The sequence below is a fragment of the Vibrio sinus genome (genome assembly GCF_023634645.1).
GTDB lineage: Bacteria > Pseudomonadota > Gammaproteobacteria > Enterobacterales > Vibrionaceae > Vibrio > Vibrio sinus.
In genome coordinates, this window is record NZ_JAMKMR010000007.1 from 177235 (window position 1) to 202191 (window position 24957).

Consider the following 24957-nt stretch of genomic DNA (forward strand, 5'->3'; position numbering starts at 1 on the left):
ATAGCCTATTTGATTATATAAATGCGTTGATTTGTGTGAATTTTATGTTTCTAACCAAGGGCAGATAATGAAGTTAATTCCATTGTTACTGTTTTCTATTCCTTTTTTCGCGAATGCGCAAGACGCGCCGTACTGCAATCCTGAACACCTTCAAATTCGGCACTTAGCATTGGTTACTCCCGGTATGTCGCAGACGGATGATATATATGGCGTATTTAATACCTCCAATCATGCTTGCTTGATGTTAAATCAGGCGGTTCACGTGTCGCCTATCGTCGAAGGCAATAACAAAGTGGTGATGAGGCAAAATCCTCAGCCGACTATACCAAAGAAGCGCGATTATTATTTACTGCCATCAGCCAAAGGAAACACTCAACTCCTTGAGAGCTTAGTGTGGTTTAAAGTTCACGGGGCAGGAGCGTGTGATAGCCGAGTTCAAATTAACGAGCTTATGGTGACATTATCGCCATCCGATAAGCAGCAATATACTTTGCCTTTTTCAGGGTATTCTTCTTGTGGCGTTGCGCATAGTGTGCCGCTGCGTCAGGGGGCAAAGGGGTGGCCAAGTTATTGCCAATATGATGGAAAAACACAGAGCGAGCAGAGAGCAAGTAAAACGATTTTAATCGACCAGACTGCCTCCTGTGGCTAATGGCCCACTTTCGCGTCAAAGGCCTTTGAAATGGATGGCCATTCCTGCAGACCTTTTCCTTAAATTGGGCCACTAACATCGCTCTGAATCCTGCATCTTGAAGTAACTTGGGTATATATACATTCCAATATGGAATGTATATATGAAAAAGTGATTGTTGACTCCACTAGTGCACGAAAATAAAATTCCCCTCGCTTCAAGCCTTGAAGCTGTATAGGTAGATTGAGTAAATAGGTTAGTTTATGTCTGTTGTTGAGCGAATTCTTCTAGCAAGTGATGAAAGTGAGTACCAAGCGGAACTGCCCATTTTAAAGCGCCATTCAGAAAAAATATCAAAATGTACGGAATCCATCGAAAAAATTATTCGGGTGATTTCTCCAGACCTAAACCTTATCAATTTTACCTTTTCAAGAATCAATGATAGGTCTGAGTTGTCATGTGTCTCGTTAAGGCCTGAGATACTGTTTGGCTTATATAAACTTGGACTCTTCAAAAAAGAAGAAACGTTAAATTTATCTGTGGTTAAGCCAATCTATAGCTTAACTCCATTACATAACCAAGAAATAAAAGCCTTTTATAAACAAACACTAAATATTGATAATGAAGTGACGTGTATTGCCCTAGATTTTGAGCTTGGCCGAAGCAAAGATTCATTTTATTTTTTATTTGAAAAAGATGAGAGTAAATCTCTGGGCTCTTATTACCATTTACTTCATAGCCTTTGTTTGTACTTCTACAAATATTTTGATCAGGATAAGCTTGAGTTATTTTTCTTATCTGACCTAATAAAAGGCAATAAATCTAATCGGGAAGATGGTCAATCATTCTCCCCTTTTGATTCGCTAAAAAGTCGTTATGACTTAACTTCTATACAGCTCGATTACGTTAAGTTGGTCGCCCTAGAAATGGAAGCAAAGACCATATCTAAAATTACCAACCGCTCGACACGAACGGTAGAGTCAGCCATATCTGAGCTGAAACGAAAGTTTGAAGTGGATACTAAGTCTCAACTTGAAGGCATTTTAAAACTGCACTACACGATTGAAGCGAATAAGTATCTAAAAGAGCAAGGCTTATTGTAGTCCAATGACGCAAACTACGTCCTAATATCACTAAAATGGAAATCTTGAATTAGGCTGGATTTTAATGTTTTTATCAGTTTTCGTATCGAGTCGTTGAGCGGTCTACTGGCTAAATGGTAGATGGAAAAATCAAAAAAATCGACGTTGGAAGAAATACGCTCTAGTTGCCCTGCGTGGATTTTTTCTTCCACCATAAACAAAGGCACTAAGGTCGCAGCTTGTCCAGATTCGGCAATTTGTACCCGCACTTCGTTGCTATCTACTTGATAGGCGATATTTCCCTTTGCTTTGACTCTTTGGTAAAACTCTTGAATTAATGGGTTGTTAAGACGTGATGCGATATGGTGAGTATCGAATTGAGGGAATGCCCATTTGTAGTTGGTAATGTCGTCTTGTTTGTGGATTGCTGGGGATTTAATGCACGCTGTTTCTAAGCTTAAGAAAGGTGTTTTTGCAAGAAGATCTAATTCTGGAATATTGGGTAGCAGTTCCGACTGAGAAATGAAAAAATCGATTTCGCCTTGAAGCAACTTTCTATTTAAATTCATGAAGGTGCCGGAAATAATACTCACCTTGACGTCATCATTGTTTTCGTTGTTAACTGGCAGGCCTATACAAAGTGCTTGACTGATGATGGGCGAGACTAGCTTTCCGATCCCTATGCTCAGTGCACCATAATTTCCATCGTGGACTTTTTGGGTCAGTCTTTCTAAAGACAGGAACTCTCTGTACAAGTCCTGAAACTTAGCATAAAGATAATCCGCAGCTTGGGTTGGTGCTAGGTTTCGTGTACTTCTATCAAACAGCACTACATCAAGTTTCGCTTCCAGACCTTTCATGATTTTGGTTACGCTGGATTGTGTCGTGCCAGAAACCTTGGCCGCTTCTGTGATGCTTTTCAGTTCGTACACATTAATAAAGTATTCAATCGCACTTCCATTAATGCTCATAATATTTTGTTTGTTCATCGCTTGTTCACTAACTCTAAAGCTTCTTCCACTGTCGAAGTACTAGCCAAAAATGAAAGGCCAGAATGTTGGCAAGCTTTTGAGACATACATTACTTGAAGCGCACTGGTTTGCACTAACACTACGCCGTGGCAGCCAATTTTCGCTAGCTCTTGGTAGCACAAGCCTAACATTGTTAATGCTTCATCTGTCATGTGCGCATCTTTAGATGGAGCCTCAATATAGTACCAGTGTGGCTTTTTATTCGTCTCTATGAGTTCGAGCACCAGATCCACTTGGTGCATTACGCCTGCTTTATTAAACTGCCCTTTAGGGTAGTGAATGATTGCGTTGCCTTCCATAGTAACGCTTTGACTACCATGGCTTTCATGTCTAATTTTCATTGTCGCTATTTTTTACCGATTATACAGGTTAGTACTTTAGATGTTAGAACTGTCAACACAAATTGCATAATTCACGTAATTGACATGTTATGGATTAATGAAATAGCTGACTGACTTGAGGCTTCCACAAGTATTGTATAACAAACAATGAGATAACAATGCCCACCAAGTTTAATGCCTGCTCAAAAGCAAGGGATAGAGCAGTACTCGGATGATGTATATGTATGGAAATCAGGCTGTAGGGTATCATAAATAGGTACAGACCGATGGTCAGGTTTTTGCCCCAGCGCTTCATTAACCATAGGCCACGTGCAGATAACACAAGGGTGAGACTAACCAGCATGAGTATACAGGCTCCCGTTCTCTGATCGACAAGCATTTGCTGTGATCCCATGACAAGGTTAGCCAAGGCTGTAATAATAATCCCTGTTCCGCCTGAGAATAGGCCCAAAATGGATATGAAAATTAATTCGGGTGGCTTGGGTTTAGTGTTCACACTTTTTCCCTCCACCCTTTTTCCCTCCACCCGTAGTGAGTTAGCACACTATGGTTACTCAGTTTTCCTGAATAGCTGCCCGCTAGGTTGGCAGAATAATTCGACTTGCTCGATAAGTGACTGTTTCGAATCTCGGAGCAGATTAATGATTTCCCCGATACCTCAATCACGCTACCAGGGCTATAAACCTGGCTTTTATAGAAGCAGATGCCATTTCCAGATAAGGGTACGTCTGGCCTAGCAAATGAAACATTTGGTAGAGAGGCAGCGAGAATGCCAGAAATCATGATTATAGAAATTTTCATACTTATTCCCCACAAATAGTATTCAGTCTGGAAACGGAACTCAAAACATGGGTAGTGAATATAGAGGTATTGGTATGAATTTCCCCCGTAGTGGATACTTATTATAATTTGAATTTACAGTACGAAATATTATTTATGTAATGGTGGAAGGTGTGGCTAGTCTAATATTTTCGGCGGTTGACTAACTCTAATCCGAGACGGTTATTGGCTGAAACCATTAATGATTGTTTTTGTTTTGTATAGGGAATACTAAGTTGTGTACGGATAATATTACCTTTCGCTATAACATGATGTATCTGAACATTACTTCCCAAAAATTCGATATCCACTAAGTCAAGAGATTGGGTGAGTGCATTATGGTGAAAGCTCGCTAGGTATACATTATTTTCTTTCGTTCCGGTGGAGTGAACTAAGATACTGGTGTAAGCGTGATTGTTAAACTGCTCAAGCTTGGTGAGCTTTTTCACATCCATTTTAATTACGCCTACTTCTTCTCCATTGTTGTACTGACCCACAATGTCGTTGGTGATAGGCTCAATTTGATTCAAGTGAACTTGTGTAGAGCTATTTGGCACATTAACGATAATGGGAGCGGCAATTGGAATGTTAATGATCTGGCTGATGGTATCTATGCTGTGAAAAGGCTGATTTTGCCGTGTTTCGTTGCGCTCACGCACATCTGGCCACAACCTAACCGCCAATATGATGATTAGCACTGTGGTCATGCAAATTACATAACCAATAAATAATGCCCGTGAACTCCTTGATTGCATTCTTCTTTCCTTTCGGTGACGAACGGCCTCGTCAATGAAGCTCAAGCAGCTTGCTTGATATACAGACTTAGCACATTGACTAGGTCGTTTTTCAGATCAAATTTATACAAGGTATCGTCTGCACCAAACTCTTTGGCTGCTTCTAAAACGAGTGCAGGATCTCGTTCACCGTATCCGGATGAAATCGCGATAACAGGGACTTGATAGTTCTGCTTTATATGGGTAATGAGCTCATAACCATTAAACTCTGGCATGACAATGTCGGTTACCACGATGTCGTAGGTATGCTTGGACAACTTGTCTATCGCGATCGAGGCATTGTCGCACAGGGTTAGGTCGACAGAGTGATAAAAATAGCTTTCTTTTATCAAAGTCTTTATGAGGCTCAAGCACAGCATTGAGTCATCAATGACGAGTATTTTATGTTTCATCATAATTATTCTACCTAGCAACTGATATGAAACAAATTTGTTATTAGTTTAAATATAGACTACTTTTTAGAGTGAATTAGAAAAAAGTAAAGCTAGGTAGAAATGTAATGTTAGTAGTAACTCTTGATGATATTGATTTACCACAAATTTATGCCCATATTGGTTGGTTGATCAATTCCAAAAAAGCAGAGGCAATAGCTTTTGAAGTGGCAGGAGAGCAGTTGACTGTTAAAGTCGTCCCGGAGATTTGCTTATCCAATAAATTATTAAGTGAAGTGCTAGACTCCCACTTTAATCAAAGATTGCCTTTTAAGTTGAATTTAGAAAGATATATCGTCACTAAGCCTGTGAATATTCAAGGGCGGAGTATTGAAGATATTCTAATGGAATTAGTCAGCTATTTGAATGATGAGCTGAGAGATGTCGACTCGATACGAGAAGTTGGCAGTGAAGTACCAGTATAATACATATTCTTATACCCAGTAACTTGGGTATATTCAGCTTAATCAAATATTTGCATCCAATAATGTTGCCTTTGCTTGTGCTGGCATAGCCAAAGAGATTGTTCACAAGTATAAGGGCAACCCGACGTTTTGATGACATGCAGCTTGTGTTCGTGCGCGATGTAATCGGGAAGGTACGCGAGTAACGGGCGAGCATTTATCAAGGCAATTAGCGCTGCCGTATTATCCACTCTTGCTGAAATTAACCGACTAAAATGTTCATCATGCCAGCCATCTGGGCTGCGCTGCTCTTCCATTTTTCCATAAAAAGGTTGAGAAGGAACGATAAAAGGATGCTGTAGAACTTGTTCAATAGGGGTTACTTGGCCAGATCGGCTAACAAGTGGGTGATTAAGGTTCGCGGCGGTAACAAAAGTGACTTTCCTTAGTTTTTTCGCAACGATTTGTCGCTCGGAAGGTGGCTGATCGTTAAGTTGGCAAATGAGCGCTAAATCAACGTCGTGTTTAAGCAACATAGACAAATCATGTGCTGTTTTTGTCTCTATCGTCGCTTGTGGCTGTGCTGCGATAAATTGGTGCATGAGGCCGGGTAAAAAATAGCTAAGGACGGCATTAGGACCACTGACTCTTAGGTGTGGCCTACGAGGTTTGCCTAATTCACGTTCTATTTTTTCATTGACTTCTATGAGTTCAATAGCCCGTTGAAACAGGGTCTCTCCGGCAGAGGTTAATGCCCAGTTGCCACCGATACGGCTGAACATTTCATGCTGATAGTGTTCCTCAATGCGTTTTATGGTTTTAGATAAGGTCCCAGGATGGATGCCAAGTTGCCTAGCGGCCTGCCTAAGGCTCTGAGCTTTAGCCACTTCTACGAATATTGCCAGATCGTTGATTTTCATGTGTTGCCTATTTGGAAACAGATGTGGAAAATATGTTTCTTAAAATTATATACTGTCTAACATAGACTAACCCCCTTCGAAAAGATACCTATGGGTAAATGAATATGCGACTCTCTCCAATTCGTGCCGGCCAATTTCAACTTGCCAATCGTATAGTTGTGCCTCCTATGGCATCTCAAACGGCATCCACTCAAGGCTTTGTTACTGAACAAACTCTCACACACTATGATCGACTCGCGCAATCTGGCGCGGGGTTAGTGATGGTGGAGTACAGTTTTGTTGCTCCCTCTGGTCGCAGTGAACCAAATCAACTTGGGGCGCACGATGATCGATGTATTCAAGGAATGCGAAAAATAGCGACAGTTATACATGCAAGTGGAGCGAAAGCTGGGTTTCAGCTGACGCACTGTGGAGGTAAAGCTCAGTTAGATGTATGCCCTGATTTGATGGCGCCATCGGGCATTACGGTGCCTGCGTATGATAGAACGCTACCAGAGCCGCGCTCAATGGACCTAGAAGATATGCTGAGCTGGAAAAGAGCTTTTGTTCAAGCAGCGGTGCGAGTCGAGGCGGCCGGGTTTGACTTCGTAGAACTTCATTGCGCTCACGGTTATGGTTTAAACCAAGTGTTGTCGCCCATTACCAATCAGCGGCAGGATAGATATGGTGGCAGCAATGAAAATCGTGCACGCCTTATCGTGGAGATCATTGAGGAAATTAAGCAACGTACTCATCTTTCCGTAATGGTACGGATTCCCGGGCAAGATCTATACCCTGAAGGTCTAACGCAACAGGATATGGTGCAAATCTGCCAGTGGTTTATCGGGGCTGGTGTCGACGTGATTGATGTCTCTTCGGGTATCGGTGGTTGGAATCGTCCTAAAGATAGGCGTGGTGAAGGGTATTTGGTTGCGGAATCTGCCTATCTAAAAAGTGCGGGACTAGCGGTACCTGTTATCGGAGTGGGTGGCATTGAAAGCCCGGAATACATCGAACAAGCTTTAAGCGATCAATGGTTGGATCTTGTCGCGGTGGGCAGGGCGATTCTACGTGATCCCTCAACGTTTAAACAGCGAGTGATACAGCAAGATAAGGTGAAGGATACTCAAACCGCTTGATACTCTGTTGAGCACTATTGTTGTACCAAATTAAAGACGCTCTTTGCTCAAAGCGTCTTTTTTAGTTTTTCTTCAATCTGTACATTGTCAATGGAAACAAAGCCATTTTGGCAATACTTTGCGAGGCGCTCTTTAAAATCAGGTACGGAAAGGGCCTTAGAAAACAAAAAGCCTTGGTAATAATCGCATTGACTATTTTGCAGAAAATCGAGCTTTTCTTTTGAGTCAACGCCTTCTGCAATGACCTTCATGTTCAAGCATCTCGCCATATTGATAATTGCTAAGATTAGCTCTCTATCCTCTTGTTTATTATTAATTTTATCGACAAAAGACTTGTCTATTTTTATATGATCAATTGGGAATTGAGACAGATAACTTAACGACGAGAATCCAGTGCCAAAGTCGTCTAATGCTATTGTCACGCCCATATTGCTGATTTTGTTGAGAACAGAGCGGGATAACGCCTTATTCGCCATCATCGCCGACTCGGTGATCTCGATGACTAAGTTTTGCGGTATTAGGTTAAAATGCTTCAGCGCGTTTGAGAGGATATTCACCAAAGAGTGGTTGACGAAATGCTTGGCCGATATATTGATGGACAAAGATGCACAATGAGAAACAATGCCTTGTCTTTCCCAGCTTTTCCATTGATGGAAGGATTCGTGAATCAGCCATTCGGTCACAGGGATGATAAGCCCATTTTCTTCCAGTAAAGGAATAAATTCGCCCGGAGATACCAGCCCAGCTTGAGGGTTATTCCAGCGCAGTAGGGCTTCGGCACCGATGATTTCTTTGGTTGTTAAGTTGAGTTGCGGCTGATAATGAATGGAAAGCTCTGACTTTTTAACCGCGTGATGCAGCTCATTTGATAGCTCCATTCGATACAAGTTTTTCGAATTCAGTTTGTCGGTGAAAAACTGTAGCTGATTTCGACCATTTTCTTTTGCGCGGTACATGGCTAAGTCAGCATGCTTGATCAGTGTTTCGCTGTCGGTACAATATTCACTAGTGACGGCAACGCCCATACTAATGGTGACAAACAGTTCGTGACTCTCAATCAAGAAAGGGGCCTCAAAACAGGCGAGTAACTTTTCAGAGACGGTAATTAAGTTTCTTACTTCAGTAAAATCGTCAATAATGACCACAAACTCGTCACCACCTAGCCGGGCTGCGGTGTCACACTTTCTTATATTGTTCTTGATTCTCTCAGAAACCAGATAAAGCAATTTGTCTCCAACGTTGTGTCCGAGCGTGTCATTTATTACTTTGAATTTGTCTAGATCAATGAATAGTAAGGATACCAGTGTGGCCGCTCGTTGTGCACGGAGCAAAGATTGCTCTAAACGGTCGGAAAACAAAGCACGATTGGGTAATCCTGTTAAGGTATCGTATTGAGCAAGGTATTTTAGTTTCTTCTCAGTGATCTTGCGCTCTGTAATATCCCGAACAATGCCGGTATAAAACAATTTTCCATCACACATATAACTGGTCACAGACATCTCGATAAGCTTTGATGTACCTAAGTGATCATCATATCGATAGACGGCCTCTTTGTTTTCTATACTACCGTTTGTTAGATCAAGCGAATTCAATGTATGGGCTTCTCCATACATGGGTTTTAGTATCTCGAGTATATTGACGGCGGAGCTAAAGTCCGTTGAGGATAATATCCTTTCACATGATTTATTGATCTTTAGAACCTGACCTTGCTTATCAAAAGAAACAATCCCATCATGAGTGTTTTCCAGTAGTGAGGTGAGCTCAGTATTACTTTTTAGCAGTTCTTTACGCATGCAATACATTCGTTCGACACCAGAGATAAACGCATCAAACATGGTGAGATTTAAAGGCTTGGTGAAATAGAAGTCCCCTCCGGCATCTATGCCTTTTTTATAGTAGCTTTCTTTGCCAGCACCACTCATAAAAATAATGGGTGTCCATTGCTCTTCTACATTGCGTATGACATGGGCAACTTGAAAGCCATTCATACCGGGCATTTCTACATCCAATACCACCATGTCTAGGTCGTGTTGGGCAAATAATTTTAAGCCTTGTATACCTGATGTCGCCGTCAATACTTCGTAGTTTCGTTCTTTAAACCAATCAGACAAGATGGTTAGTATGGCCTTAGAGTCATCGATTATTAGAGTTTTCATTAAGCATTCCCCAAACTTAATTCCCTTTATGTAATGAGTTGCTTATCAATAGTCATGTTCTTCAATAGTAGTTCAATCCTTTAAAACCAACAAACTACTCAAATGATTAGGGCGACCGATGGTCGCCCTGAATTGGTTGATGTCTAAGCTTTTGGTGCCGTGGCGGGTTGATGAGTCAGGTTCAAGTAGTACTGAGGCGCTGGGTAGTCTCTGTAACGTACTGTGGTCATCATGCCTGCATCAGCGTGCCATAAGATGTGGCAGTGGAAGGCCCATACACCCGGGTTATCAGCATCAAACGCGATGGTGACTTTGGAGTGTGGTAGCACATTGACCGTATCACGCATTGGACCATCGATAGCTTTGCCATTTAGTGAGACAATTTGGAAATCGGTGCCGTGTAAGTGCATAGGGTGCGGCATCATGGATTCATTGTTCAGCGTGACTTCTACGCGCTCGCCTTTGCTCACCCATAGCGGTGGTGTGTTAGGCCAAGTCTTACCGTTGATTTCCCATGCGTATTTGGTCATATCGCCCGTTAGGTTCAGCGTGTAGTGCTCGTCGACCTTACGTTTAGCTAGCGGTGTTTTCGCATGCAACTGTAGCAACTGTTTGTAGTTGTACGCTGGGTACTCGGTGTTAACTTTTTCTGAGATGTTAGGAATTTTCGCCCCTTCAGTGGCCAAAATAATGCCCGTTCTTAGCTTGGTGCCTTCCCCTTCAGCGATGATGGGGAATGCCCCTTTGTGTGGTACGGTAAAGAGGACATCACTGCGTTGAGCTATCGCGACTTGGTAATTATTACCGTTGACGGGTTTGACACCTTGGCCATCCACCGCAATCAAGGTGTTATCCAGTTTACCCATGTTTAAGTACACGTTGGTATCGGTTGAACCATTAATGAATCTTAACCTCACCTTTTCACCCACTTTAACACGAACGATTTCTGGTTTTTTCAGTGTATGGCGATTGGCGAGCAGTACATTCGGTGGCACATCGTTAATTTCGTTGCCGTTAATTTTCAGCTTGGATTCATTGGGCTTGGTCAATGCTTTCCAAATGCTATTAGGGCTGGCGTAATTAAAATCCTGCACCATCATGGTGACGTTTTTCACGTTCGCTTCCGGGCCAGATTTTGGATAGATGATAAAGGGTGCCGCCATCAATCTGGCTTCTTCAAAGCCGACATGGGAGTGCATCCAATACGTGCCAGTTTGATTGAGCTTAAAGTCATAATGCTGCTGCCCATGTGGGGGAATCGGCAATTGGGTGACATCAGGAACGCCATCTTCTTTGTTCGGGTCGACTAAGCCATGCCAGTGTAGGGTGATGGGTTTATCGGTGTCGTTTTTCACTATCGCGTTGAAGTTTTCACCTTCACGACCAGTAAAGCCATTCCCCCCTGCACTATTGGTAATTTGATAGACGGTTTCATTGTGTCCATCAATATTGAGCTGAGTGTTGTGTACCGTCAGCGTAATCGGGGCTTGTGCTGCGTAACTGGATACGGAATACAGGGGTAGTATCGCTAAACCAGCGGTGGCAAGCATTTTGAAGGTTTTAGACTTAGTCATCATAATTTTTTCTCGTTTCTGTGTGAGTGACTACAAGGTAATCCTTACCCTTACTGTAAGGTCAATGGTTTAATTTAAAAAATTGACCAAAATTTTTGTTTTATAGCTCTATTTGTTCTTAATGATTTGATTTTTATAGAAAAATTAAATTGTCCATAAAACAAAATTTTCCAAAAAAATCGATTGGTTGCAGAGTGATGATGGGCATCTGGCCTCAATGCTTTCATCAAATAACATCCCATTTTGCTTGCCAATCAGGCGTATCGACCGACAACGGCTAGAAGATCGATAGCAAAACATTTTAGTTACAAATTGAAATATAAATAGCCAACGCTCGCAGGTACATTCTGTTAAATTGCACAAAGGTTATGCAAAAATGCACAATGGATAGGCATGCCGTGGCAAAATTTACTGTGTGATCAGTGCGATAGGTAACGAACCAACATGGAAAAACGCATGGTTATAAGCGGTTTACTATTTATGATGACTAACAATAATCAGGATTTAAAAATAAATTGCTCCATCATGCTTCTCATCCCTTGAGCTTGTTGTTCTAGCTCTTCTGCGGATTTCGCGCTTTCGTTGGAGGCTGCGGCGTTCATTTGAACCACTTGGTCAACGGAGGCAACCGCTTCATGTGCTTCAGAAACGCCTTGTGCCTGCTCTCGGCTTGATTCTGCAATTTGTGCGACAAGGTTGGACGTGTTGTTAATACTCTCAAAGATTGACACAAGTGCAGACTCGGTGTTTTCTGCTATGGCGGCACCATTGATGGTTTTCTCTTCGGCACCCTTGATGAGTTTCGTGGTTTCTTCAGCGGCCGCTGTGCTACGAGATGCCAGGTTGCGGACTTCATCGGCAACGACTGCAAATCCGCGCCCCTGATCACCTGCGCGTGCCGCCTCAATGGCTGCGTTTAATGCGAGTAGGTTAGTTTGCTCGGCAATCTCATCAATCGTTTTGATAAATTCAGAGATGCTTTGGCTTGATGACTTTATCTCTTGCATGGCAGCAACCATTTCTTTCATGTGTTCCTGGCCACGACTGACGGCCGCTTTTGCCTGCTCAGCAAGGTGGTTTGCCTCTTTTGCGTTGTTTGCGTTGTTGCCCGTTTGTGTGGAGAGCTCTTCCAATGAAACGGAAATTCGCTCCAAACTTTCTTTTTGTTGAGTTGCCCCTTCTGCCAAGGATTGGCTAGATTGAGAGACATTTGAACTGCCTGACGAAATTTGATCGCCCGTTCTTTGTACATTTTTAAGCACATCGGTGAGATTAGTCACCATGTGTAGCAGGGCATTGCCTAAACTATCGCGATCTGATGCGAGTTTTACATCTGAAGAGAGATCACCTTCTGCTATGGTTTGGGCTAACATTGCTTTTTCTTTTAAGGTTGCAACCATACTTAAAATTGAGCCGTAAAGGCTATTGGGCAGTACGTTTTGGTTAGGTAGATCGAGCTCAAGATCTCCTTCAGAAACGGATTTTACGATATTCGTTACTTCTTCCGGATCTCCGCCTAACTGATTGTTTGTACGGCGCGTAATAGTAAACGCGACCACAACTCCGACCGCAAAGGCAATAATGACTAAAACGGTGATAACCCATACGGCGACCTCATTGTTGCGTTGTAATTGCGGGCCAAGAATGTCTTGTTCTTCTTTCACCGAAAGCTTTATCTTTTCTATTTCGGAGGCAACGATGGGGCCAATTCTGTCTAACGTATTGTCTATAATGTTGTTTCTTTTATGTATTACATCGACAACTCCCGCAAATGTTGTTTTGTAAAGCTTGGAATCGGATGCCACTTTGGCCAACAGATCGCGTCTAAAGGGGTTTTCAAGCTCATCATCTAGGTTGATCAAGTTTTTCTCTAAGTCGTTGAATTCAGCGTTCACTCTATCTATGGCGCTTTGTTGGTTTGATTCAACAAATTTCAATACGTAGAGCCTAGCGAGAAGCAAATTGCGCATAGATAGTGAGGTGCTGTACGCAGCTGCCATGTCGTAGTCGTTATTGGCAGAAGTAAGAATTTCAGTTAAGTTTTGTTCAATCTTAGGCCCAATGACATTAAGGCCTTGATTGAATAATTGGTTGCGCTGCTGTTTCAATGTCACGACTTCACGAAACTTACTCTCGTACTCAGTCAACATGGTTTTGATTGAGTTCATCATATTTCGGCGATTAGGATCGCTGACATTATTTAATGCTTCTTCCAAGAATCTAGTGGTTTTTTCTGCGTACTTTTCGAAGGTTTCCCTGTCTTTTTCCGATGCACTAATAATGTAGTTTTTTACGGCCATTCGCATCATCAGCACATTGGCTTGGACTCGACCAGTAATATTGGTGGTTCTGGCGAGCGAGCGATAAGTTTGAAACCCGTTAGAGGCCTGCTCGATGACATAGAAAGAAGTGACGCCGACCACTAAAAGCAGGGCAACCACACTGCCAAAACCTAAGTACATGGATTTTTGAAAACTTAGCATAAGTTCAGATCCTATCTATATGGAAAATTAATCCAGCATCCTGAAATAACTTGGGTGTAAGCGAATTATTGACCTTATTAATATAGAAGATGATTAAGGTTTGTGTGATTGATGACTTTTCTCTTTACATCGTTGCCAAATGAAAAAAGTAAGTCAGGAAGCACTAAGGTGTGAACTGCAGTCCAAGTTGAGTTGTGCAAAATACAAGCACCACTTCTATATGTTGGGAGAACAGCATTGTTTATGGGTGTGGTTGCATTTATGAAAAGTGAGTTTTGGATCTTTTATTCCTAACCATGGAGCCCCGCTTATAAGCATGTAGGGGCTGCCTGTCGTTAAAAAGCATTATAGGCAGCATGAGAGGTTATGCGGAGTTGACCGCATATAAAAAGGAAAAAAGTAATGATCTATTCTCTTTATTCGAAACGCTATGTCGCTGTGCTGACGGTTATTGTTGGCATCTTATACCTGTTCAGTGGGCGAGCAATGGCATTGGAGTACGAATATCTTTTGCAAAGTGAGTGGGGTGGTGGAGGTATGTCGACATTAATTGTCAGGAACAATACCGATGCCCCTGTTACCCACTGGCAAGTTAACTTTTCGTGGCTAGGGGATGAACACGTCGATTTTGCGTGGAACGCGACGGTGAACCAGTCTGGTAATACAGTCACAGCGACCTGTAATCCTAGCTTTTGTGTTATCCCTCCTGGAGAGGCGAAAGCATTTGGCTTTGTCTTTTCTGCCAGTCAAAAATCCATCATTCCTACTAGCATTGTGGTTAAGGCCGATGGTGGGGCTACTGAGCCACCTGGACCTGTCACACCAACTCCCGAGCTGCCTACCACGCCACCTAATACTATCGTCCATGACCAGTTTAACTATGTATTAGGGACACAAACGATCTATCCGCTATATGGCTTCACTAACGACGGACGATTAGTGGAAACGGCAAAAGAAATTAAATCACTAGGCTCGAATTTATTGAAATTTAGTCTGTCCCCCTACAGTTACCAAGATTTGGTGACAAACTATCAATCTTACGCTTATCAGTTTGTTAAGTTGGCTCGCGACGTTCCGGATTTCAAGCAAGTTTTGGATATGGACTTTGCGTATTACATGATTTGGTTAGAGGACTCTGGCCATTGGATGGACAACAATGGTATGGATCAGCAAGAGCTCGATCTACAGTATTCTAAGATCTACAACTTAGCCGAGTATTTGCTGACTACTTATAACAACACGGGCAAGACTTTTATGTTTGGCAACTGGGAACTGGATTGGCAGTTGGTGAAAACAGTGGAAGTTGACCCGGCGACCGGCAATAGCGTAGAGCGATATGACGATTCGGTGGTAGAGTTGCCCGATTTACGTATTCAAGGCCTAATAGACTTTCTTAACATCCGGCAAAAAGCCATAGATGATGCACTTGCCAATGTGCCGCATAACAATGTATCGATACTACAGTATATTGAAGTGAATCGCGTGGAGTCCGCGATGCAAGGGAAAGAGCGAGTCACGAATATGGTATTGCCCCACACCAATGCGGATCTGGTGTCTTACTCTGCTTACGATATTCCAAACAAAGCAGAAAATGCAGATATCAATAAATTGGATGCGGCGATGACCGACGCGCTAAATTTTATTGATTCGCACCTTCCTGCCAAAGCCGGTGTGCCTTTCGACAATCGAGTGTTTATTGGTGAGTATGGTTATGCCTCAAGCTGGTTTTTGGATCATGGTGACAAAGCCGGTGAAACACAGGCCTTACTGACCAAAGGCATGATGAAAGTCGCGTTGAATTGGGGCACGCCATTTATCTTATACTGGCAGATATACGACAATGAATGGGATGGCTACTTGCAGAATTATCGCGGTTTTTGGTTAGTTGACCAAAATGGTGTTAAGCAGCCCAGTTACTTCTTACATCAAAATTTTTTAACGCAAGCGAAAGCTTGGGTAGCGGACTTTACTGCACTTCATGACAGGCCTCCGACGTCTGAAGAATATCGTCAGCAAGCTCTAAAAATTATCGACGCACTATAGTTTCACAAACCGAATGCCCAACACACGTGGTTGGGCATAGTTGTCAATTTACAGGTTTTCAACTTGTTGTGTTCGCACCTCAATGTTTCCTTTATTCTGCTCTAACTGCTTTAAGCAGAACACACATAGGGTGCCGATGACCATCACAATACCAGCGAGATATAAGCCTTGCGTATAGCCTAACCCGTGAGAAGCCATAACAGCGACGGCAATAGGTGCGACCACTTGCGCAAAGGAATAGCTTAGTGCTACTTTTGCCATCATTTTGGCCGGATTTTTAGGGTAGTATTGACCTGACATCGTCATTACGATGTTAACGATGGCGATAAACGTGTTGCCAAACAGTATCGCGCTAATGAGCAGAGTGGTCAGGCTAGAATCAAATGCAACCAATAAGATCCCCATTGTTTGGATTAGACAAGCGAGAAGCAATGCATTTAAATGCCCCATCCGATGTGAAATCTTATCCCAAATAATGGGAGACGGTGCTGCCGCTGCCCCTAACAAAATAAATATCAAATAGCCTTGAGAATCATTGCCTAGAGTATGGTTGACGATAGCAACGATAAATGTGGCATTTACGACAAACCCAACGCCTGCACAGAAATAGCCTAGCCTTAACATTCGTAAAAACAGTGGTGATGGAGTCTTCCCAAGTGCTTCTTTTGTCGTCTTGTGGGAGTGTTGACGTGTGGGCTTAGGAAGCCACATTAACGCGGGGTAGAGCAATAGCGCGCACGTAATGCCATAGACAAGCCACATTTCGCGCCAATCTATAGATTGGTGCACAAAAGTAGCCACTATAGCGGCGAGCATAATCCCCAAACCAATGCCACTAAAATGCCAACCTAATTTCGATGCTTTATTGTTATTAATTAACCAATTAAGCACCAAGCCTGAGCTCATTAATATACCGGCAGAGCTACTTATGCCGGCAAAAAATCGTAGTAAGCCCCAGAGCCAAATATTAGAGGTACTCGCCATCAACATGGTTGATAACACGGCGATTACCATCCCTAAGCGGTAGCACGTGTCTTTTAGGCGAATATCATGGATAGAAGCGGTGAGCACCACTCCAAGAAAATAGCCTATGTAATTAATGCTTGCCAACCAAGCGCCAGCGCTCTGGCTTAATCCAGCTTGAGTTTGCATGATAGGCAGCATAGGCGTGTAAGCAAATCGTGCTATGCCAACGCTGAGCACTAGACTTGCAATACCTGCAACGAATACTTTTGCTTTATCAAAATCGAACGACATACGTAAATCTCAATGGTGTCACAATACCAGTGACTATAAATACATTGTTAATTCAATAAAAATGATTTATTTTGAACTTAACTATCAATAAAAGAGAATTAATGGGATGGATCTTCAATCGTTAAGAACCTTCGATATGGTGGTAAAAGAAGGAGGGATATCTCCTGCTTCGAAAAAGTTGAACACCGTACAGTCTAATGTGACGATGAGAATACAGCGTTTAGAATCCGAGCTTGGTGTAGCGCTGTTTCATCGAAAAGGGCGCGGATTGGTCTTGACGGTCGCGGGGAGAACATTGCAGGACTATGCGCAGAAAATGCTTAAATTGGAGCAACAAACCGCAATGGCATTACGCCATGTTGGCAGTGAGGAGGGCGAACTTAGAGTGGGTTCGATAGAAACCTTCGCTGCAACTGAGCTACCTAACCTTCTCAAAAATTGTACCGTGGATCATCCCAAAATTGCTTTGCAAGTCCATAGTGCTACCACCGCTGAGCTGGTAACTAAACTGCTCGAACACAAGCTAGACGTCGCTTTTGTTAGTGGGCCAGTTGAGCATTCAGAGCTGGTTACCGACGCAGTTCGAGAGGATTCTCTAGTATTAGTGCATCGTAAAGAGGCCGATGTTGCGACACTTCCTTTAATCTTGTTTCGGCAAGGATGCTCTTATCGCTCTCAAGCACTAGCCTGGAGGCGCTCTTTGGGGGACACACAGCTTAAGATAATGGAGATGGGATCTCTGGACGGCATACTAGGATGTGCTGCAGTCGGAATAGGTTGCACCCTTATGCCTGAACGCGTGTTAAAGCAAATGGCGAAGTACAATCAAGAACTGACGGCAACGCCTTTGCCACAACAATACTCTCGCACCCAAGTTCAGATGCTAAGACATAAAGATACCGCGTTGCTACCTGCGATTAGCACGCTCAGAGATGCGCTTATGGCGATTAATATGTAGAAGGCCCCACGCTCCAAAAATTAAAAAGGACACATGCTCTAAGTGTTGAGTAAGTATGATTTGTCGAGAGCCTTGAGGTATATCGTCATACTCGGGATATCTTCCGTGATCTATTTCCGTCATCATTATTTCATCTCTTCACTCTTGGATATCAGATAATGACAACAGCTCGCTCTCGATTAGTATGCCTTGAATCCACCGCCTACTATCATTGTGTCTCACGCTGTGTTCGACGCTCATTTCTGTGCGGTGAAGATGCCTTGACGGGTAGAAGCTATGAGCACCGTCGAGCATGGGTTGAGAAGAAAATACACCAATTGTCTGCTGTTTACTGTATTGATGTGTGTGCTTATGCCGTCATGAGTAATCACTACCATATTGTCATGCATGTCGATAAACAAGGTGCGGACAAGCTAACACCCTATGAAGTGGCTAAACGTTGGGGTCAACATCACCACTTACCATTGATAGTTCAACGTTGGCTGAACGGTGAAGCTAAGAGTAAAGCAGAAAACCAAGCGGTCTTCACCCTAATGGAGCAATGGCGAGCTAGACTCTGTAACCTGAGCTGGTTTATGAAAGAGCTCAACTATGAGATTGCGTGCCGAGCGAACAAAGAAGATGACTGTAAAGGGCATTTTTGGGAAAGCCGCTTTAAAAGCCAAGCTTTACTGGATGAACAAGCCTTACTTGCGGCAATGGCGTATGTGGATTTGAACCCTGTGCGAGCTGGCGTGAGCAAGACGCCAGAAAGCTCAGAGCATACATCGATTCAAGTGAGAATTCGCGCGCTCAAGAACAATCAACCCACCGTCCCAGGGCTAGCGGTGTTCATTGGTAACCCAACCAATGAAATAGTCAAAGGATTACCGTTTCGTCTCATCGATTACCTGGAACTGGTAGATTGGAGCGCTAGGCAGTATAGTGAAGGGAAACACGTCATGCTGAGCAAGGTTCCTCCGATACTCTGCAGACTCAATCTCTCTCCCACCCAATGGGCCATCGCTACCACTCAAATTGAAAAGCCCCGAGCTACATTTGTAGGCTGTAAACCCAACCTTATCCACCTCAAACAACTGAATCGCCGAAAGCGGGTTCATGCCTTATCTTTAGATAGCTAATCGTATCTCGTACCAATTTTCACTTTACTCTAAGACAAGGCAAATCGTGATTGCAGTTGAAAGCCAAGCAAATAATCATCTGTTTGGCTGCAACTTCATTTATTAAAAGTAACGTATTGTTCTCTCACGTTGATGAGTGACAAAACGCATTTGCTTGTTGTGTTCTTTAGGGTGTGTGTCCATACAAGACAATCTAGAAAGCCTTCTTTGCTCGCTTGCTGGATGGTTTCCATCCTCGTGAGAGGAATGTCGTCCTCTTTTTCCTCAATATGACGCTGTACTGAATTTAATATTTGAGAGGTTCTAGATAGACTTAATACCATAGGTAAGTTTTATTGTGTGAACTGTGGCGTCAGGATAATTAATCTTTAATCGTGCTTATATTAAAAATTTGATTATCTTATCATTTATCTGATTGATTTATTAAAGACTACCGATCTCACCCAGAGTAACCCAATCAAGTTAGATAGAGGTCAAGGTGCCAAATTTGCATGATGCTTGTTATGTCACTGAGTACTGATTCGAAATCCTCGCATGGTTTTATTCTCTTGTTACGTCTGGGTGCTCTTGTGTGGCATTTTCATGGAAAATATCTGCTAGATAGCGGCCAATTTCATCAGGATCTAGCTCAGGTGGTATGACGACATCATAGATTCGAGCCTTGATTGAAGTCGCTGACTCTCGGTAAAGCAACCATTGGTCATGCTTACGTTCTACCGACATTGTTTGACCAAATACGCTGAACTTAAGTTTTTTCATTTCAATCCATTATTATCATTGTTTTCAATTTGGTGTAATTTAAGCTTTGGCCAGTGAACAAGCCAGTTTTTGCCATCTACTCGTTGAGCAAACTCACTAAATTTTCTTTTATTGTTGTAACTGATCGTTAAGTCGAATAGTCGTTTAATACCAAATGATGAGATCACGTCCAAAGAACCGTTTGCCAATAGCCGAACGGCAATAGCGGTCTCTTTTTCTGGCCAAAAGCTCATGGCATCTACCACACTCGTGTAGGCCCTATCTTGGTTTCGAGTGTGTAATTTTGCTTGGTTGCGGACTTGCCAAACAATAGAAGGACACATCTCGGTCAGTGCATTTTCATAAACGGTGTTCTGATTTGTGGAGCGTTCTTTGGGGTCGAAATAAATGACATCCACATCATTAAGCAGAGTACGTGGGTTGTAGCCATGGAGATCATCCCAGACTAAGTTTCGTATAAATCCCGCCGCGATATAACACTGCGGTAGATTGAGTGTGCGAACACAACGTAGCGCTTGCATGCGTAGTGAGTCTGAGGTGATGAGGTGTTTTAATCTATCCAAATAGCAGTTCGAAGACATCTAAAGCGATTTATACTCCCATATTGTTTAAATGATATTCACTAGAATCCACCCAGTGGAAGTCAGTTTAACAGCATTGAGTGTATGACGCTGCTGATCTTTGCTCAGTGTGAAGTGCCATTCGCGTTGTTGCGGGTTTTCTCTAACATAGGAGAGTAGGGATTCTATCGTACTATTCATACTGGGCTCTGAAGAGGGTTGACCATCTAAATTGGCATTAAACAACGCTTTTGCGCTGCGGTAGTAGATCGGCTTGTTGATACTCTCAGCAATATGCGAGCCTAAATCTGCGATTTTCATTCCTTTGTCACTCACGATAAGAAAACGGCCCAAGTCGAACGACCGGATATCTTTAAACGTGCGTAGAAGGTGATTAATGGTGACATCGACGGATGCAACGCCTAATAAGTGTCCTTTGCTGTACATTGGGTAGGAAGCGGTGACCATCAGGCCGCCACCAACGAGATCCATATACGGATCAGACCATCCGAGTTTTCTGTCTTTGAAGTTAGCCGCTTGATAGAAAGGTGTCTGGGTTGGGTTCTTATTGGCTAAAGCTTCATCAAATGGTACATAGGGGTAGATAGCCATAACGTTGTCGCTGGTGGTTAGATACACCCAGCCATCGTTAAGGGTAGTATATAAAGCAGAAAATGCGGGTTGCATCTTGGCAATGGTGCTGACTTGTTTGCGCAGTAAAGGTGTGATGCTGTCGTCGCTATAAATGTAGCTTGATAGAACAGGGGAGCGATAACTCACTGAGCCTTTAGGAGTGTTGGAAAAGTCAATTTGCCTCAACCCTTGACGGAGCTGTTGACTAAAAGCGCCATGAGATAAACTTGAGTCTTGGTTACTATGGTGTTTCACATACTGACCCACGTAGAGCGAAGAGCCCGAGCCAAGGCTGCCGCCCAACGTTTGATAGGATTTAATGTAAGTTCTTCCTAATGATGTCGCCGAATTAGCGACCTGATCAAACTTAGCGTCGATGTTATTGGCAAGTTCACTGACAAAGGTTTGCTGAAGGTACTCAACTTGGGTGCCTGAATTAGCGAAAGTCGCCACTGGGAGTACGCCAGCGAATAGAGTGATAAATAAACGTAACGAAGTTTTCATATCAATCCTTGAATGTAAAAATGTTCGTTAAACTCAATGAAAATCTAAAGGCAATATCCATTATAATCAAATAAATACAGATAACAGAGCGTTACTGTTAGGTCTTGTGATCACTTTGGATGAAGAAGTACGAGATTAACATTGATTTTCAGTACCAATGTTGAGGCGACGTGGGTAAGCATACTGAATTAAAATCTTTTATTTCAATGAGTTGAACTTCTTGCCCAACGGTTTGTCATCGATATAAGCAGATAGGACTGTTTTTCTTAAGTATAGATGAGACAATACTCAACCCTAAGTCCATTCAATTTGAACCAATGGTATGAAATTAAAACAGTTTGTTAAAGAATTTGAGGTTAGATTTACTGACTTAAACGCGGGCAACCATCTATCCAACCACCTCATGTTGGGCTACATTACTGATTATGTCTCCGCATTTTTGGCGAAGCATCATTTTGATTACGGGAATGTTTTCGATCATAAAGTGTTGTTCAGCCGAGTGAACGTGGATTTTAAGCGTGAAGTGTTTGAAGCTGATGTAGTAAAAGTCCGTGTTGAGTCTTCAGAGGTCAAAAGCCGCAAGCTTATCTTGAACTTTGTTGCTACGGTGGGGGACAATATCGCGGCAAAAACCACTCATGAGATTTGCTTTCTGAAAGACGATCGCGTGGTATCGATTGATGAAGACATAGCGAACTTGTTTGCGTGCTGAACTGAATTTTTCGGCAATGGGAAGTGTTTCCAGCACTTCCCGAATATTTTGTCTGAATCACTACGATTTCATTAACAGGCCACCATTGTTGTTGATTACTTCTCCAGTGATGTTTGGCTGTTGGGCTAGGAACAGAACAGTGCTTGCAATTTCTTGTGCAGTAGCGACTTCGCGTCGCGGAATTTGTTCGTGCATTTGTTGTGCGTACGGGATGTTTTTGATCATGTCGGTGTCCACGTAGCCCGGGGCCACACAGTTTACTGTGATACCTTTCTCTGCATACTCTAAAGCAATGACTCGACTAAATGCTTCAAGCCCAGCTTTGGAAACGGAATAACTCATCAGCCCTTTTTGAGGCATAGATCCAAGTACGCTAGAAATATTGATAACTCTGCCAAACTTGTTCTTCGACATGTGGCGAATAAACTTTTTAGTGATGAAAATGGCGGACTTAAGATTAACATCCAACAGGTTGGTAAACTCTTCTTCGTTGACGCGAGACAGTAACTCAATGCTACTAATACCAGCGTTGTTGACCAGCACGTCTGGAAGCGAGCCATTTGCTTTTAACGTTGTATACAAGGTATCTAAATTATCGCGATGTCTTACATCGAAATGGTGTGATTCAAAGCCTAGCTCGGCTAAGTTGGCAATGTCTTCCTCACGTCTAGCCGTTGCAACGACATGATAGCCACTTTGTTTAAAAAGGGTAGCAGTGGCTAGCCCTATTCCCCGGTTTGCTCCAGTAACAAGTACATTTTTCATAAGGTCGGTTCTAATCACGAGTAAAGCGGTATTCTCTCATAGGTAACTTACTCAATTCAAAAGAATAGTTTTGATAATTAGCTCGTAGCCTCTTGTGTCAACCAGTGAATAAAGCGCTTTATTCGACTTAACCGTTTTGACTGAAGGTGATACATGGCAGCGTTGCTAATTCCAGGAGTGAGTTCAATATCAAACGGCTTAATGAGCCATTTTGTCTATGGGGCCTATGGGGCCTAGGCAACTTACTAAAAAAATGGGGAAGGCCCTAGCCTTCCCCATAACATAAACTTATGACATAGGTTAATCAGCGGCGCACTGTTTGTTGACCTCATCAAAGTGGCGAGTGGTGGTCTCGCATGGCTCTTTATCTTTAAGGCTAACAAGGATAAGAGTGATAGAAGCTAGAACGAATCCTGGTACGATTTCGTATAGGCTGAATAGTGTAGAATTCGGCCAAGTCGCATGTGCCCATATCCAAGCAAGTACTACGGCAGCGCCGACAATCATCGCTGCGATTGCACCATTGGCGGTACAACGTCTCCAAAACAGTGAGAATAGGATAACGGGACCAAACGCTGCTCCCATCCCAGCCCATGCATGACCAACGATGGATAAAATCGTGCTTTGCGGGTTGCTAGCAAAAATCATTGCTACCAGTGATACGGCAACCACTGCTGCGCGACCAAACCAGATTTTAGATTTTTCGGATAACTCGATATGGAAGAAATGAGCGATATCTTCTGTTAGTGCACTTGAAGACGCTAATAGCTGAGCGGCGATAGTACTCATGACTGCTGATAATACTGCAGAAAACAATATCGCTGCTATCCACGTTGGGAATAGGCCTTTCGCCAATTCTAAGAAGACCATTTCATTATCGAAACTGTGGCCACGGGTTGAATAGTACATGGCACCTGTGATACCAACGGCAAACGCGCCAAGTAGAGAGACGATCATCCAGCTCATACAAATTCGGCGTGCGACAGGCATACCTTTTACATCTCGAATCGCCATAAAACGAACAAGAATATGTGGCTGACCAAAGTAGCCTAAACCCCAAGCAAGTAGCGAAATAATACCGATTGCACTGGTATGCTCGCTAATAGTTGAGAAGTAGTGGGTAGGTAAAGCACTGACTGCGGTCGAATGATCTAAATGATACCAAGTCGCGATTGGCGTAATAAGTAGTGCAAAAAACATCAGAGAGCCTTGGAAAAAGTCCACCCAGTTTACGGCCAAAAATCCACCAATTGCGGTATACGCGACTAAGAAAATTGCGCCAAACCAAACTGCTTCATGATAGGGCAAATGGAACAGGGCTTGGAATAAGAATGCACCACTGACAAAGCCTGCCGCTGCATACAAAGTAAAAAAGATCAGGATGACAACGGCTGTCATCAGTCTGAGTACTCGGTTACCGTTGCCAAATCGAGCATCAAAATACGACGGTATGGTGAGAGCATCGCCCACATTTTCTGTGTATATTCTCAATTTTTTAGCGACATAACGCCAGTTCAGGTAGGCACCGATGGTCAGGCCAACAGGTAGCCACAATTGATCCAAACCCGATACGAACACCGCGCCAGGTAGGCCAAGAAGCAACCAGCCACTCATGTCCGATGCACCTGCGCCCAAAGCAGTAATAGCTGGGCTCAAGCTTCGGCCACCAAGTACATAGTCTGAATTATCTTTAGTTGCTCTTGCTGCGAAGAGGCCTATTGCAAACACGATTAGAAAGTAAATCGCCAAAACGATATAAAACGTTAACATCAAATCTCCTAGTGGCCCGCGTATTTATTGTTATCACTCAAGTATGGGTGTATTTCGGGCCTTGATTGTTCTATTTTTCTTGGAATGTAAA

Annotated in this window: 24 protein-coding genes; 8 read left to right on the forward strand and 16 right to left on the reverse strand. The window is 42.9% G+C overall.

Annotation, left to right across the window (positions count from 1 at the left end; translation table 11 throughout):
• Window positions 1-67: 67 nt before the first annotated feature.
• Together M9194_RS09870 and M9194_RS09875 are read left to right on the forward strand one after the other, a co-directional pair.
• The gene (locus M9194_RS09870; RefSeq protein ID WP_250612466.1) at window positions 68-652 is read left to right on the forward strand and encodes a hypothetical protein; all 585 of its coding nucleotides are present in this window, start codon (window positions 68-70) and stop codon (window positions 650-652) included.
• Between the two features lie 242 nt (window positions 653-894).
• Window positions 895-1734 carry a helix-turn-helix transcriptional regulator gene (locus M9194_RS09875; RefSeq protein WP_250612467.1) on the forward strand — a complete coding sequence of 280 codons (840 nt, stop codon included), beginning with the start codon at window positions 895-897 and terminating at the stop codon, window positions 1732-1734.
• Between the two features lie 14 nt (window positions 1735-1748).
• On the opposite strand, the gene M9194_RS09880 is transcribed toward M9194_RS09875, so the two are convergent.
• The 6 genes from M9194_RS09880 to M9194_RS09905 form a co-directional block, all read right to left on the reverse strand.
• On the reverse strand, window positions 1749-2702 hold the full coding sequence (locus M9194_RS09880) for a LysR family transcriptional regulator (RefSeq protein WP_250612468.1): 954 nt from the start codon (window positions 2700-2702) through the stop codon (window positions 1749-1751).
• Window positions 2699-3085 (reverse strand): hypothetical protein, encoded by a 387-nt coding sequence (locus tag M9194_RS09885; RefSeq protein ID WP_250612469.1) that lies wholly within the window; start codon window positions 3083-3085, stop codon window positions 2699-2701. The genes M9194_RS09880 and M9194_RS09885 overlap by 4 nt, the downstream gene beginning before the upstream one ends.
• A gap of 94 nt (window positions 3086-3179) precedes the next feature.
• On the reverse strand, window positions 3180-3581 hold the full coding sequence (locus tag M9194_RS09890; RefSeq protein WP_250612470.1) for a DUF2127 domain-containing protein: 402 nt from the start codon (window positions 3579-3581) through the stop codon (window positions 3180-3182).
• Window positions 3578-3886 carry a DUF1496 domain-containing protein gene (locus tag M9194_RS09895; protein ID WP_250612471.1) on the reverse strand — a complete coding sequence of 103 codons (309 nt, stop codon included), beginning with the start codon at window positions 3884-3886 and terminating at the stop codon, window positions 3578-3580. Before M9194_RS09895 ends, M9194_RS09890 begins: the two co-directional genes overlap by 4 nt.
• A gap of 161 nt (window positions 3887-4047) precedes the next feature.
• Window positions 4048-4659, reverse strand: a complete 612-nt coding sequence (locus M9194_RS09900; protein ID WP_250612472.1) for a hypothetical protein — start codon at window positions 4657-4659, stop codon at window positions 4048-4050.
• A gap of 41 nt (window positions 4660-4700) precedes the next feature.
• Entirely contained in the window at window positions 4701-5093 is a 393-nt protein-coding gene (locus tag M9194_RS09905) for a response regulator (RefSeq protein WP_250612473.1), read from the reverse strand.
• Window positions 5094-5197: 104 nt separating this feature from the next.
• Between M9194_RS09905 and M9194_RS09910 the strand changes: the two genes are divergently transcribed.
• A complete protein-coding gene (locus M9194_RS09910) occupies window positions 5198-5554 on the forward strand; it encodes a hypothetical protein (protein ID WP_250612474.1) in 357 nt (118 codons plus the stop codon).
• Window positions 5555-5592: 38 nt separating this feature from the next.
• On the opposite strand, the gene M9194_RS09915 is transcribed toward M9194_RS09910, so the two are convergent.
• The gene (locus tag M9194_RS09915) at window positions 5593-6453 is read right to left on the reverse strand and encodes a LysR family transcriptional regulator (protein WP_250612475.1); all 861 of its coding nucleotides are present in this window, start codon (window positions 6451-6453) and stop codon (window positions 5593-5595) included.
• Between the two features lie 104 nt (window positions 6454-6557).
• Between M9194_RS09915 and M9194_RS09920 the strand changes: the two genes are divergently transcribed.
• Entirely contained in the window at window positions 6558-7571 is a 1014-nt protein-coding gene (locus M9194_RS09920; protein WP_250612476.1) for an NADH:flavin oxidoreductase, read from the forward strand.
• A gap of 47 nt (window positions 7572-7618) precedes the next feature.
• Here M9194_RS09920 and M9194_RS09925 read toward each other — a convergent pair whose 3' ends face one another.
• From M9194_RS09925 to M9194_RS09935, 3 genes are all read right to left on the reverse strand, one after another.
• On the reverse strand, window positions 7619-9727 hold the full coding sequence (locus M9194_RS09925; protein WP_250612477.1) for an EAL domain-containing protein: 2109 nt from the start codon (window positions 9725-9727) through the stop codon (window positions 7619-7621).
• A 143-nt stretch (window positions 9728-9870) separates the two neighbouring features.
• Window positions 9871-11304 carry a multicopper oxidase family protein gene (locus tag M9194_RS09930; protein ID WP_250612478.1) on the reverse strand — a complete coding sequence of 478 codons (1434 nt, stop codon included), beginning with the start codon at window positions 11302-11304 and terminating at the stop codon, window positions 9871-9873.
• A 494-nt stretch (window positions 11305-11798) separates the two neighbouring features.
• Entirely contained in the window at window positions 11799-13784 is a 1986-nt protein-coding gene (locus M9194_RS09935) for a methyl-accepting chemotaxis protein (protein WP_250612479.1), read from the reverse strand.
• Window positions 13785-14186: 402 nt separating this feature from the next.
• Between M9194_RS09935 and M9194_RS09940 the strand changes: the two genes are divergently transcribed.
• Complete coding sequence (locus M9194_RS09940) at window positions 14187-15827, forward strand: cellulose binding domain-containing protein (RefSeq protein WP_250612480.1); 1641 nt, start codon at window positions 14187-14189, stop codon at window positions 15825-15827.
• Window positions 15828-15875: 48 nt separating this feature from the next.
• Here M9194_RS09940 and M9194_RS09945 read toward each other — a convergent pair whose 3' ends face one another.
• Entirely contained in the window at window positions 15876-17084 is a 1209-nt protein-coding gene (locus M9194_RS09945) for a YbfB/YjiJ family MFS transporter (RefSeq protein ID WP_250612481.1), read from the reverse strand.
• A 106-nt stretch (window positions 17085-17190) separates the two neighbouring features.
• On the opposite strand from M9194_RS09945, the gene M9194_RS09950 reads away from it, so the two are divergent.
• Window positions 17191-18042: a LysR family transcriptional regulator gene (locus M9194_RS09950; protein ID WP_250612482.1), complete on the forward strand. Its 852-nt coding sequence runs from the start codon at window positions 17191-17193 to the stop codon at window positions 18040-18042.
• 158 nt (window positions 18043-18200) lie between these two features.
• Window positions 18201-19163: a transposase gene (locus tag M9194_RS09955; protein WP_250612483.1), complete on the forward strand. Its 963-nt coding sequence runs from the start codon at window positions 18201-18203 to the stop codon at window positions 19161-19163.
• Between the two features lie 540 nt (window positions 19164-19703).
• On the opposite strand, the gene M9194_RS09960 is transcribed toward M9194_RS09955, so the two are convergent.
• From M9194_RS09960 to M9194_RS09970, 3 genes are read right to left on the reverse strand one after another with little or no spacing between them, the layout of a single operon-like run.
• Window positions 19704-19922: a DUF7661 family protein gene (locus M9194_RS09960; RefSeq protein ID WP_250612484.1), complete on the reverse strand. Its 219-nt coding sequence runs from the start codon at window positions 19920-19922 to the stop codon at window positions 19704-19706.
• Window positions 19919-20485 carry a nucleotidyltransferase family protein gene (locus M9194_RS09965; protein ID WP_348772045.1) on the reverse strand — a complete coding sequence of 189 codons (567 nt, stop codon included), beginning with the start codon at window positions 20483-20485 and terminating at the stop codon, window positions 19919-19921. Before M9194_RS09965 ends, M9194_RS09960 begins: the two co-directional genes overlap by 4 nt.
• Before the next feature lie 45 nt (window positions 20486-20530).
• Window positions 20531-21619, reverse strand: coding sequence for a cache domain-containing protein (locus M9194_RS09970; RefSeq protein WP_250612486.1), 1089 nt, complete (start codon window positions 21617-21619; stop codon window positions 20531-20533).
• A 322-nt stretch (window positions 21620-21941) separates the two neighbouring features.
• Here M9194_RS09970 and M9194_RS09975 point away from each other — a divergent pair, with 322 nt between their 5' ends.
• A complete protein-coding gene (locus M9194_RS09975) occupies window positions 21942-22331 on the forward strand; it encodes an acyl-CoA thioesterase (protein WP_250612487.1) in 390 nt (129 codons plus the stop codon).
• 60 nt (window positions 22332-22391) lie between these two features.
• Here the strand turns inward: M9194_RS09975 and M9194_RS09980 are convergent, their stop codons facing one another.
• Both M9194_RS09980 and putP read right to left on the reverse strand, forming a co-directional pair.
• Window positions 22392-23096: an SDR family NAD(P)-dependent oxidoreductase gene (locus tag M9194_RS09980; protein WP_250612488.1), complete on the reverse strand. Its 705-nt coding sequence runs from the start codon at window positions 23094-23096 to the stop codon at window positions 22392-22394.
• 300 nt (window positions 23097-23396) lie between these two features.
• Window positions 23397-24866, reverse strand: coding sequence for a sodium/proline symporter PutP (putP, locus tag M9194_RS09985; RefSeq protein WP_250612489.1), 1470 nt, complete (start codon window positions 24864-24866; stop codon window positions 23397-23399).
• Window positions 24867-24957 lie beyond the last annotated feature (91 nt).